Source organism: Flavobacterium sp. 2 (assembly GCF_049949195.1).
In the GTDB taxonomy this organism is placed as follows: Bacteria; Bacteroidota; Bacteroidia; order Flavobacteriales; family Flavobacteriaceae; genus Flavobacterium.
Map to the genome: position 1 here is coordinate 2595322 of NZ_CP188206.1, position 12959 is coordinate 2608280.

Below are 12959 nucleotides of genomic sequence, written 5' to 3' on the forward strand. Positions count from 1 at the left end.
GTATAATAAAAGTCTCGGCAAGGCGATTCACAAAAAATAACAAAATGTTATAAAATAAACAAAACGTTTTATTTAATTTGAAGACTTCTCTCAATTAAAAGTCAAAACAAATAAGCAACTCACAAACAAACATTAAGAATAAAGAATTATAATTCCATCTCTAGTATTTTCAATCTTTCTACTTAATTCTACTGCATTAAACAATATTGACTCATTATTATTTACCAAGTTTTCATCTTTCATTGCAGAATCAAAATGACTTTCTACGACGTTAGTCAATAACTCGTTTTTTTCAAGATTTTCAATAGTAACAATTAGTCCATTTTTTTCAACAAGGTTATCACATCCTTTAAGTTGCATTTTACTATGTAGAAGTATAATATATTCGAGTTCTCGTGTAAACTCTTCTCTTTCTAGATTCGTTCTATCTCTTTCGTCATAATTCCAACTTGAATAATCTACTGATTCAGAATCACCAAGACTCAAAAGAAAAAGACTTGCACAACCATGTGATATATCATGTATCAATTCAAAACCAAATTCAAGCATTTTCTTTACGAATCTCTCATCTTCCGGATTATAACCGTACCCAACAGATACTTCATGAATATAATTTTTAATATCACTTAGCTCATCTCTATTCAATAATAACGTATCCTCTTTAACTTTCTGAATTATAATACTTGCATCAGTTGCAGAATATGTATTCCCTTCAATAATATTTTTCTCAATCAGATAGTTTTTAAAAAAAGCAAACTCATCTTTTTCTTTTTCAAGTTCAATAAACTTAGCTGTTAAAGTATCTCTTTTTAGAAGATAAAAATCTACATGATGACCCATAAATCAATGTATAAATTAGTTCTTATTTTTTCTAATCTGAAAACGAATTAAAAAAACCGCCCCAATTAAGAAGACGGTTAAGTTAGACTTAGTGTAGCGGTATTATATTTTTATTTATTTTTTAATAAATCTCTAATTTGAGTAAGCAATTCTTCTTGTGTTGGCCCGGCTGGCGGAGCAGGAGCTTCTTCTTTTTTAAGTTTGTTTACTCCTTTAATAACCAAAAATAAAACAAAAGCAACAATAACAAAGTTAATTACTGCCGAAAGAAAGAGACCGTATTTTACACCACCAAAAGCGGTAAGATCTTGAATTTTTTCTAAATGCGCAGCTTCTAAAGCCGGTTTTAATACTAGTGGCGTAATTACATCTTCAATAAATGAACTTACAATTTTACCAAATGCCGCTCCAATAATTACTGCAACAGCAAGATCAACCACGTTGCCTTTTATTGCAAATGCCTTAAATTCTGAAAAAAATCCCATATCGTATCTATTTACATTTATAATAAGTGAATATCGAAAATACGGAATTTTCTTGAAAGTTCTTAAAATTATCTGAAAAATACCCGTTTCACACGCTGCGAAATGCTAGTCATAATCTCGTATGGAATAGTTTTTAAAGCTTCGGCCATTTCTATCACAGTTGGGCTTTCGCCAAAAATAATCACTGAATCACCTTCTTTACAATCGATATGACTCACATCGACCATTAGCATATCCATACACACACTTCCGACAATATTGGCTTTTTGATTTTTGATCGTTACAAAACCTATTTCATTTCCCCATAATCTCGAAATTCCGTCGGCATAACCTATCGGAATTGTGGCGATTTTTGTTTCTTTTTCAGCCATAAAACGGCGTCCGTAACCTACGCTGTCGCCACTTGGAATTGTTCGGATTTGAGAAATAATCGATTTTAATGTTCCAACATTTTCCAAATATTTTTGTTCCGATGAATCGTTGGAAACGCCGTACAAGCCAATTCCTAAACGCACCATATTATATTGTGCATTCGGAAAATTACTTATCCCCGAAGTATTCAGAATATGACGAATCGGGTTTATATTTAATTCCGACATTAATTTGGAAGATAATTTCTCAAATAAACCAATTTGCTTTTCAACAAAACCAAAATGTTTTGGATCATCACTTGTTGCCAAATGCGACAAAATACTTTGAACCCGAACAGTTGAATTGTTTTTCAAAGTCCGAATCAATTCGTCGATTGTATTTTCTTCAAAACCTAAACGATGCATTCCTGTATCCATTTTAATATGAATCGGGAAATCTTTTAAATTCTTTTCTTTGGCAATTTTCAAAAAGGCATTTAATCCTTTTAAACTATAAATTTCAGGTTCTAATTTATATTGAATAATCGACGGAAAGCTTGTAGATTCAGGATTTAAAACCATAATTGGTAATTTGATTCCGCCGTTTTTCAGCGAAATTCCTTCATCGGCGAAAGCCACACCTAAATAATCCACTTTATGATGTTCGAGTAATTTGGCGATTTCCAAACCTCCATTTCCATAACCAAACGCTTTTACCATCACCATGATTTTTACATCATCGGCAAGTTTTGATTTGTAGTAATTCAAGTTATGACTGATGGAATCTAAGTTGATTTCCAAAACCGTTTCATGTGTTTTTTCTTCAAGAAGCGAAACAATTTCTTCAAACTGAAAAGATCTTGCACCTTTAATCAAAATCGTTTCATTGCTGAAATTTAAGTTTTCAAATGCTTCAATAAATGATGCTGTATCCTGAAAGGCAATACAATTTGAAAATTTGTCTTTAAAAGAAGAAATTGTTGGGCCAATGCCAATTACGCGATTGATTTTATTAGCTGAAACCAATTGTGAAACTTTCGAATACAATTCTTCATTTGAAAATCCGCTTTGAAAAATATCTGAAAGAATTACTGTTTTTGTTGCATTCTTTTTTTGCTGACTTTCCAGGAAATCCAAAGCAATTTTAAGCGACTGAAAATCGGAACTGTAACTATCGTCAATTATACTGCAATTATTGATTCCGTTTTTGACTTCAAGACGCATTTGAACCGGATACAACATTTGTACGCGATTTTGAATGGTTTTGGAATCATATTTAAAATAAAGCAAAACCAATAAACATGAAATCGTATTTTCTATTGAAGCCGAATCATTAAACGGAATTTCTAAATCGGAAACTTTATTTTCATATTGATATTGAATAATTGTTGACTCATTTTTAGTTTCTTTTTTCAGAATAAAAACATCGGCAGAATTATCATTAAAACTCCATGAAAAAAATGTTCTGTCCTGAATTGGATTTTCCGCAGAAAAATCGGCAAGACATTTATCAACAAGTTCATTTTTTTGATAAATAATGACATTGGTGTTTTTGAAAAGCAAAAGTTTCTCCTTTATTTTTTGTTCCAAATTCTCAAAACCTTCATCGTGCGCAGAACCAATACTTGTTAAAACACCAATATTAGGTTTAATGATTTTTTCAAGCTTTACCATTTCATTCACCGTTGAAATGCCGGCTTCAAAAATGCCAAGATTATGTTTTTCATTTATCGCAATAACAGACAAAGGCACACCAACCTGAGAATTGTAACTTTTAGGGCTTCGGATGATATTATAATCGGGACTTAACAGGAAATTAAGCCATTCTTTTACGATTGTTTTTCCGTTGCTTCCGGTTAAACCAATGACAGGAAAATCAAATAAATCTCTGTAGTAACTGGCAAATTGCTGCAAAGCGTTTAAAGTGTTTTTTACCACCAAAAAATTAGCTTTCTCTTTTACATTTTCAGGAATGTATTGAACAGCAAAATTTTGAACTCCTTTTTCAATAAGTTCTTCGATATACAAATGAGCATCATTGTTTACACCAGACAAAGCAATGAACAAAGTTTTAGATCCGTTTTGCAGTGAACGGCTGTCAATTGAAATATGATCGATAAAAACATCTGCGTTTGATCCAATCCATTCAGCATCAAAAACTGGAATAAGACTTTTTAAATTTATGCTCATTTTGAAATTCTTTTTGTCAAATTTAAAACATTAATGGTAGAAAAAAGTTGTTATTTTCTTAAAAAAACAGCCTCTTCGCAATCTATATTTATATTTGTTTATATTTGTTTTTAGACCACAAATTAACCACGTTTTGAAAAAAATACTGCCTTTATTCTCTTATATATTACATCCGATCTTTATCTCGATGTATGCCACTTTATTTTATCTTTTTTGCAAAGAAGATGCTTTTACTAATCAAGAAAAATATTTCGTTTTATTTCAAATTCTGATTATTACAGTTTTGGTTCCGGTTTTATTTTACTTACTATTAAAATCAACAGGACATGTAACTTCTGTTATGGTTCATGAAACTTCACAGCGAAAAATCCCATTGATATTGCAGTGTTTTTTATATATTTTATTAGTAAAACGAAGCATTATAATTACTCGTTATCCAGAATTACATTTCTTCTTTCTTGGTGCATTGTTTAGCACAATTTTAGCCTTGGTTTGCTCTTTATTTAATATAAAAGCAAGTCTTCATGTAGCGGCAATTAGCGGCGTTGCGATTTTCGTAATTGGTCTTAATATGCATTTACAGATGCAAAATCCGTACTGGTCGGCGCTTTTAATTTTACTCACTGGCGTTGTTGCTTCTTCCCGACTGGAAATGCAGGCACATACTCCTAAAGAAATTTTGATTGGATTATTGGTTGGCGTTGCGCCGCAGATTCTCTTTCTATTTTTATGGCTATAAAATGTAGAAAATCAAGCCAACATTCATTGCTTTCATATTTACCTTTTCACCAGAAACTGTAGAAACCGAATTAAACAAAGGATTTAAGCCGTAATACGCGTAAATATTCCATGTATTATAACCTGTTGCGAGGTAAATTCCGTATTGAAAGGTATTGACATCCGGATTATTAGATATTTTATAAGTGTTTTCTCCATCGTCTAAAATCGATTTGCTGGAGAAAATATAACTCATTTTTACACCTCCGTAAATTCGCCAGAATTTAGTGCTTTCATAAGTTGAATTTCGCCATCTAAATTCGATAGGAAGATCGACAGAATATTGTCTATATCGGTTTGAAACAAATTCACCATAATCATTTACATCATAAATTGGAGCTCCTTGCGTGTCTTCAGAAACCGTAAAATTCTGATAGAAGTTCTGATAACTTAATCCCAATCCGGCTGCAATGGCAATGGTTCTGCTTTTATTTATTGGCATATCACGCAAAAATCCAGCAGAAAGTCCGGCAGAAAATTTATCTTGTTTCAAACGCTCCGGTGTATTTACTAAAAGATTGTATGCAATAGAAAAATAAAACTGATCTTCACGATATAACGAATCGATTTTAATCACGGGTTTAATTTCCGGCTTTACTTCAGTTTGTGAAAAAACATTCAAAAACGAAACAAAAAACAAACAAGTAAAGAATAATCGCATATCGAATTTTGGTTTTAAGGAGGTTTTCAAGTTCAAACGTTTTTTGCTGTAAATTTATTTCACATACAAATATAATATAATGCCAGCTGAAGATATGATTTGAAAACAATTATTCTCTTTTTCAGGCAGAACAAAAGCATTTGTTGCACTTTTTTCAATAAATCTGCAACAGAAACCAAAAAAGGTCTCATTTTTTCAATCCGCTTTTATACCTTTGTCCTGTATGAAAAGAAAACAGCTCATAATAAGTGTTTCCATGACGCTGACAATATTGTTCTCAATATTGTTTCAGTCCATACACAGTTTTGAGCATATTGTAAAACAACTTTCAGAAAAGCAATGTCACCACGATTATAATGATCCAAGTGGCGAAATAACGCATCAGCATCACAATTACGACTTATGTTATGTTTGTAATTTTGCATTTGGAAGTTATACTATTGCTGAAACTTTTTCTTTTCAATTTCGTGTCTTTCATAAAGAAATTCCTTATTTCTTTTCGTTTTCAGAAAATATCAGCTCGTTTTCAGAAACGGCTTATTTACTTCGGGGACCTCCTGCTGTTATAGTTTCTTAAGTTTCGATTATTCGAAAAATCACATTTCTTTTAATTTAAAATTCAAATTACATTGAGTTTCCTAATCCTATTTAAATAATCAGGATTAGAATGCTTTACTGTTTGTTTTGTTTTTTCTATTGGAAAGAAAAATAAATTAACTATAGCATCATTACCAAATGAAAAAAATATTATTAGCCCTAATCTTGGGTTTTTCGAGCATGCTTTCTGCTCAAAATTCGGTTTCAGGAATTGTAACCGACAATCAAAATCAGCCAATGCCAGGCGTTTCAGTATATGCGCCCGAATTACATAAAGGAACAACAACAGACGCAAACGGAAAATACGAAATGAACAATCTTCCTAACGGAAGTTTACGTCTTGCTTTCAATTTCGTTGGTTATGCCAATCAAAATCAAACTATTGCAAAACTTGCAAAAGAAAACACTTTAAACATTACACTTTTACAATCAATTATGGAGATGGATGAAGTAGTCGTTTCTACTCCATTTAACAAATTGCAATCGCAAAACGTAATGAAAATTGAGCACGAAAGCATTAAAACATTACAGCAAAAAGGAACCTCAACTTTGATTGAAGGTTTGGCAACAATTCCTGGAGTTTCGCAGATTTCAACAGGAACTTCTATTGGAAAACCGGTAATTCGCGGACTTAGCGGAAATCGTGTTTTGGTTTATTCTCAAGGAGTTCGTATCGAAAATCAACAGTTTGGAGATGAACATGGTTTGGGCTTAAATGATGCCGGAATCGAAAGTGTGGAAGTTATAAAAGGGCCAGCTTCATTATTATATGGTTCAGATGCTTTAGGTGGCGTTTTATATTTCAATCCAGAAAAATTTGCTGATGCTGGCGATTTTAAAGCTAACTTCAGTCAAAAATATTTTACTAATACACAGGGAAGCAATTCTTCTATCGGATTAAAAACTTCAACAGATAACTGGAAATTTTTAGCACGTGGAAGTTACAACACGCATTCCGATTATAAAATTTCAGGAGGCGATCGCGTAACGAATTCACGTTATAATGAAACCGATTTTAAAACCGGAATTGGTTACAGCAATTCAACTTTTTCAAGTGTTTTAAGATACAATTACAACAAACTTGATATTGGAATTCCAGAAGAAGGAATTGCGGAACAATCCTCAAGCAAAGACACTGAATTTCCGAGACAAGGTATTTTCAACCATTTATTAAGTTTGAACAATACCGTGTTTTTTGAAAACTCAAAACTGGATGTTGATTTAGGTTATATTGCTAATGACCGAAGCGAATTTGAAGACAGCAACGAAGCTTCTCTTCACATGAAATTGAATACTTTCAATTACAACGCAAAATACCATTTCCCGAAATTCGGAAAAATAGAAACTATTTTAGGCGTTCAGGGAATGCATCAGACAAATACAAATTCAGGAGAAGAATATTTGATTCCGGATGCTACAACTAACGATTTTGGTGTTTTTGGAACTGCAAATTACGAATGGAATAACAGCGTTCTACAAGCAGGATTGCGTTTTGACAATAGAAATGTTACTTCAATTGCACACGGAACAGAAGGTGAAGAAGGTTATTTTCAAGCATTAGACAGATCATTTGACAGTTTTAATGCTTCATTAGGATATAAAACAAAATTAGCTGAACCATTGACGCTTCGTTTGAATATTGCTTCAGGATTTAGAGCGCCAAATTTAGCTGAATTGACTTCAAACGGTGTTCACGAAGGAACAAACCGTTATGAAATTGGAAATGCTGATTTGAAAACAGAACAAAACGTTCAAACCGATTTAAACCTGGAATACAAAAATTCGCATTTTGAGTTTTTCATTAACGGATTTTACAATCATGTGAACAATTATATTTATACTTCGCCAACTGGAGAAATTTTAGACAATAATGATGTTTTTGCTTATGTTCAGGATAATGCAAAATTATTTGGTGGTGAAGCAGGCTTGCATATTCACCCGCATCCGCTAGATTGGTTGCATTTTGAAACAAGTTTTGAAACCGTAACCGGCAAAAAAGACAATAATGATTATTTGCCTTTGATTCCTGCAAACAACTGGAATAATACGCTTAGAACAGAATTCAATATCAAAAATTGGTTAAGTGAAGGTTTTGCTTCTTTGAATGTTTCTTCAACTTTTAATCAGGACAATGTGAGCGGTTTTGAAACGGCTTCTAAAGATTATACTTTGGTGAATTTAGGTTTTGGAGGAACTGTTAAACTTGGGAAAACGGCTTTTGATGTAAACTTAAACGGAAACAATTTATTTGACAAAAAATACATTGCGCACCTTTCAAGATTAAAAACAGACGGTATTCCAAATATTGGAAGAAACATCATTTTGGGAGTTAATTTCAATTTATAATTTTTATTTTAACCGCAAAGCACGCAAGGTTTTTTTAGCTTAGCGTTTAAAAAATCTCGCAAAGTCGCAGAGACGCAAAGTTTTATAATTTCTTTGCGTCTCTGCGACTTTGCGAGATTAATATTGCGCGCTTTGCGTAACTCCTAGCGCACTTTGCGGTTAAATATTCTTCACTCTCACAAAAAGTGCTATTTTTGTTAACACCACAAACTTAAATATGAAAAAAACATTTTTACTAATGGCAATTACAACCGCAGGAATCTCATTTGGACAAAATAAAATTCAATATCCTGAAACCAAAAAAGGCGAAACTGTTGATGTTTATTTTGACACAAAAGTAAGCGATCCTTACCGCTGGCTTGAAGACGACAAATCGGCTGAAACGGGAGCTTGGGTTAAAGCTCAAAACGAAGTTACTTATGGTTATTTAGATAAAATTCCTTTTCGTGATGAACTTAAAAAGCGTTTTGAGAAGCTTTGGAATTATGAAAAAATAGAAGCCCCTTATAAAGAAGGAAAATTTACTTATTATTCAAAAAATAACGGACTTCAAAATCAATCTGTAGTTTACAGAAAAGATCAAAATGGCAAGGAAGAAGTTTTCTTAGATCCGAATACTTTTTCTAAAGATGGAACAACTTCACTTGGCGGACTAGATTTTTCTGAAGATGGTTCAAAAGCCGCTTATGCAATTTCTGAAGGTGGAAGCGACTGGAGAAAAGTAATTATTATTGATGCCGTTTCTAAAAAAGTTTTGGAAGATACTTTAGTTGATGTAAAATTCAGCGGTATTTCATGGCACGGAAATGAAGGTTTCTACTACTCTAGTTATGACAAACCGAAAGGAAGCGAACTTTCAGCAAAAACAGATCAGCATAAATTGTATTTCCACAAATTGGGAACTTCTCAAAAAGAAGACAAAGTGATTTTTGGTGCTGATCAAAAAAGAAGATATGTCGGCGGTTATGTTACCGAAGACAACCATTATTTAGTAATCTCGGCTGCGAATTCTACTTACGGAAATGAATTGTACATCAAAGATTTAACTAAACCAAATAGTCCGATTGTTACTATTGTTGACAATTTCAACAGCGATAATAACATTATTGAAAACGAAGGAAGCAAACTGTTCATCGAAACTGATTTTAACGCTCCAAACAAACGTGTTGTAACAGTTGATGCCGCAAATCCGAAACCAGAAAACTGGAAAGATTTTATCAAAGAAACCAAAGATATTCTATCGCCTTCAATTGGTGCAGGTTACTTTTTCGCTAATTATACTAAAGACGCAGTCTCTTTTGTACAACAATATGATTACAACGGAAAATTAGTTCGTGAAATCAAACTTCCTGCAATTGGAACTGCTAGCGGATTTGGCGGAAAAAAGAACGAAAAAACCTTGTATTACAGTTTTACCAATTATACAACGCCAATCAGCATTTACTCATTTGAACCAAAATCTGGAAAATCTGAAATTTATCAAAAACCAAAAGTAGATTTCAAAAGTGAAGATTATGAATCAAAACAAGTTTTTTACACTTCAAAAGACGGCACAAAAGTTCCGATGATTATTACGTATAAAAAAGGAACAAAATTAGACGGTAAAAATCCAACAATCCTTTACGGTTACGGCGGATTCAACATTAGTTTGACACCAAGTTTCAGTATTGCAAATGCCGTTTGGATGGAAAACGGAGGTGTTTACGCAGTTGCCAATTTAAGAGGTGGAGGTGAATATGGAAAAAAATGGCACGATGCAGGAACAAAACAACAAAAACAAAATGTATTTGATGATTTTATCGCTGCTGCAGAATATCTAATTGCTCAAAAATATACCTCATCTGATTATTTAGCAATCCGTGGAGGTTCTAACGGAGGTTTATTAGTTGGCGCAACTATGACACAACGTCCTGATTTAATGAAAGTGGCTTTACCAGCAGTTGGAGTTATGGATATGCTTCGTTACAATGCATTTACTGCGGGTGCAGGATGGGCTTTTGATTACGGAACTTCTCAGGACAACAAAGAAATGTTCGAATATTTAAAAGGATATTCTCCAGTTCATAATGTAAAACAGGGAACTCATTATCCTGCAACAATGGTAACAACTGGAGATCATGATGATCGTGTTGTTCCGGCGCACAGTTTTAAATTTGCTTCAGAATTGCAAGAAAAACAAGTTGGAGAAAATCCGGTTTTGATTAGAATTGATGTTAAAGCTGGTCACGGTGCAGGAAAATCTGTTGCTGCTACAATTCAAGAAAATGTAGACATTCAGGCTTTCACACTTTACAATATGGGTTTTAAAGCTTTACCTTCGAAATAAGACTTTTAAACTAAAAATTTATAGCCACGAATTCACGAATTATTTTCTGAATATCGTGGCTTTTTCTTTGTTTTAAATTGAACAAATTTTCTTTTCCTTTTTTTCCGCAGATTTTGCAGATTGAGCAGATTAAAATAAAAATCTATGTTAATATGCTTAAATCTTTTTATCCCGATAGCTATCGGGAGCGTGAAATGAATTCATGCAATCGATACAGAATTTTTAAACATACAGATTAAAATAAATTCGTGAATTCGTGGCTAACTTTTTTTCTTTTAAATTTGAATAACTAAAAAACCAAACGATGAAAATTATAAAATGGGGAATCATTGGCTGCGGTAATGTAACCGAAGTTAAAAGCGGCCCTGCTTTTCAGAAAGCTTCAAATTCAGCTTTAGTTGCTGTTATGCGTAGAGATGCTGCGCTTGCCGAAGATTACGCTAAACGCCATAATGTTCCCAAATGGTATTCAAATGCTGAAGATTTAATCAATGATCCGGAAGTGGATGCGGTTTACATTGCTACGCCTCCATCTTCTCATAAAGAATACACTATTTTATGCGCCAAAGCAGGAAAACCTGTTTACGTCGAGAAACCTATGGCACTGACTTTCGAAGAATGCAACGAAATGATTTCTGCCTGCAAAGAGCATAATGTTCCTTTATTTGTTGCTTATTACAGAAGAGCTTTACCTCGATTTTTAAAAATAAAAGAAATAATTGATCAAGGAAAACTAGGAAACATCAGACACGTAAATTGCGTTTTATATCATCCTTTTGAAGAACGTTATGATGATGAAATCAATCTTCCGTGGACTGTTTTACCTCATATTTCAGGAGGTGGGATTTTCGTCGATTTAGCCTGTCATACTTTAGATTTTCTTGATTTTGTTTTAGGTCCGATAAAATCAGTTCGCGGGCATGCGACTTCACAATTATTGGCTTATCCAGCCGAAGATTCAGTTTCAATGTCATTTTTATTCGAAAACGGGATTCACGGATCGGGAATATGGAATTTTGCGAGTTTTGAGCGTTATGATAATACCGAAATTGTCGGAGATAAAGGAAAAATCTCGTTTTCGACTTTTGGAAATGATCCGATTCATATTCAATATACAAATGGAGAAAAAGAAAGTATTTTGATTGAAAATCCGCTTCATATTCAGCAGCCATTTATTGAAACTGTGATTGCTGAACTTTTAGGAGAAGAAAATGCTTCACCATCAAAAGGAATTTCTGGAGCCAGAACAACTTGGGTTATTGATGAAGTTTTGAAGGAGTTTAGGAATTCTTCCAAATAGTTATTGCTTCATTTCTTGTAATAACAAAAGTGAGCATAAAAAAAGAGGATATTCTTTCGAATATCCTCTTTTTTATAAACTATAAAAGCTTTGGAAAATTATAGGCTGTATTTAAGACCTACTGTTAATCCTAAACCAGAAATTCCAACATAAGAGCTAATATCATCAGTTGCTTTTGTATTGTCAAAACCTGCTGCATTAGTTACTTTACTATTTGACGTAGTATTAATTTGTTCTACATATTTAGTATGGCTTGCAGAATATGATGCATCTGGACGGAAACTTGTAGGAGTATTTAATTTATCTACACCGTTTTCAGTATATATTTCTGTTTCTTTTGTTTTTCCGTGCACTGTAAAGTTACGGTATTCTACTTCAGCAAAAAGAGAGATATGTGTACCTAACTTATAAGATGTACCTAATGCTGCTGTAAAACCAACAGTTGGGTTTGGTTTAATAACATCTTTTGAATAAGTTTCTGTTGTTCCTGCTGGATTTGTATACGTTCTAGTAGTTTCGATATCCAATGTTCCATGAACAGGAACGATAACTCCAACTTTAGTATAAGGTTCAAAACCATGAGTTTGTCCTAAAAACAAAACGATCGCAGGCGCAATATCATAAGCTTCAAGTTTTCCTACTGCTTTACCATTTACAAAAGTTGGTCCCGCAGCTACTAATCTGTGAGTTGTTTCAACCATCGTTTTATCTGCACTGTTAAAATAATTAAATCCTAACTCGACACCTAAACGTGGTGTAAAACGATATCCAGCCGTTAAACCTGTACGGAATCCTTGTCCGAAAGAACCATGATTAGTTTCTCTAGAAATTAAAGTTGTACCATCTGCACCATAAACATCTGTATTAGGCAATGCCCCAGATACAGTTGGGAATTCAGCAGCAGCAGTCTGGATAAAATAAGATCCTCCTAATTTAAAATACCAGCTTTCTGGTTTGTCTGCTTTTTCTGTCTGCGCCATTGTAGCCATAGAGCAAACTAATAATCCTAATAAAAATAGGTTCTTTTTCATAATTCTGATTTAATTAATTTATACAAACTTAGAATATTTTAACATATTCTTTTGGT

At 33.2% G+C, this 12959-nt stretch carries 10 protein-coding genes; 5 read left to right on the forward strand and 5 right to left on the reverse strand.

The window, feature by feature from the left end; all coding sequences use genetic code 11:
* Window positions 1-132: 132 nt before the first annotated feature.
* From ACNFIH_RS11155 to ACNFIH_RS11165, 3 genes are all read right to left on the reverse strand, one after another.
* Window positions 133-840, reverse strand: coding sequence for a hypothetical protein (locus ACNFIH_RS11155; RefSeq protein WP_426486673.1), 708 nt, complete (start codon window positions 838-840; stop codon window positions 133-135).
* A gap of 110 nt (window positions 841-950) precedes the next feature.
* Window positions 951-1325, reverse strand: coding sequence for a large conductance mechanosensitive channel protein MscL (gene mscL / locus ACNFIH_RS11160; protein WP_035646047.1), 375 nt, complete (start codon window positions 1323-1325; stop codon window positions 951-953).
* A 68-nt stretch (window positions 1326-1393) separates the two neighbouring features.
* Window positions 1394-3865: a bifunctional UDP-N-acetylmuramoyl-tripeptide:D-alanyl-D-alanine ligase/alanine racemase gene (locus ACNFIH_RS11165; RefSeq protein ID WP_426486674.1), complete on the reverse strand. Its 2472-nt coding sequence runs from the start codon at window positions 3863-3865 to the stop codon at window positions 1394-1396.
* A gap of 133 nt (window positions 3866-3998) precedes the next feature.
* Between ACNFIH_RS11165 and ACNFIH_RS11170 the strand changes: the two genes are divergently transcribed.
* Window positions 3999-4604 (forward strand): hypothetical protein, encoded by a 606-nt coding sequence (locus ACNFIH_RS11170; RefSeq protein WP_426486675.1) that lies wholly within the window; start codon window positions 3999-4001, stop codon window positions 4602-4604.
* On the opposite strand, the gene ACNFIH_RS11175 is transcribed toward ACNFIH_RS11170, so the two are convergent.
* Entirely contained in the window at window positions 4599-5333 is a 735-nt protein-coding gene (locus ACNFIH_RS11175; RefSeq protein WP_426486676.1) for a porin family protein, read from the reverse strand. The genes ACNFIH_RS11170 and ACNFIH_RS11175 overlap by 6 nt on opposite strands.
* A 193-nt stretch (window positions 5334-5526) precedes the next feature.
* Between ACNFIH_RS11175 and ACNFIH_RS11180 the strand changes: the two genes are divergently transcribed.
* The 4 genes from ACNFIH_RS11180 to ACNFIH_RS11195 all read left to right on the forward strand — a co-directional run bounded on the left by ACNFIH_RS11180 (window position 5527) and on the right by ACNFIH_RS11195 (window position 11872).
* Entirely contained in the window at window positions 5527-5880 is a 354-nt protein-coding gene (locus tag ACNFIH_RS11180) for a hypothetical protein (RefSeq protein WP_035646059.1), read from the forward strand.
* A 158-nt stretch (window positions 5881-6038) separates the two neighbouring features.
* Window positions 6039-8246 carry a TonB-dependent receptor gene (locus ACNFIH_RS11185; RefSeq protein ID WP_426486677.1) on the forward strand — a complete coding sequence of 736 codons (2208 nt, stop codon included), beginning with the start codon at window positions 6039-6041 and terminating at the stop codon, window positions 8244-8246.
* Window positions 8247-8463: 217 nt separating this feature from the next.
* Window positions 8464-10572: a prolyl oligopeptidase family serine peptidase gene (locus tag ACNFIH_RS11190; protein ID WP_426486678.1), complete on the forward strand. Its 2109-nt coding sequence runs from the start codon at window positions 8464-8466 to the stop codon at window positions 10570-10572.
* A 304-nt stretch (window positions 10573-10876) separates the two neighbouring features.
* Window positions 10877-11872, forward strand: a complete 996-nt coding sequence (locus tag ACNFIH_RS11195; protein WP_142450108.1) for a Gfo/Idh/MocA family protein — start codon at window positions 10877-10879, stop codon at window positions 11870-11872.
* 98 nt (window positions 11873-11970) lie between these two features.
* Here ACNFIH_RS11195 and ACNFIH_RS11200 read toward each other — a convergent pair whose 3' ends face one another.
* Window positions 11971-12903, reverse strand: coding sequence for an outer membrane beta-barrel protein (locus tag ACNFIH_RS11200; RefSeq protein ID WP_426486679.1), 933 nt, complete (start codon window positions 12901-12903; stop codon window positions 11971-11973).
* Between the last annotated feature and the right edge of the window lie 56 nt (window positions 12904-12959).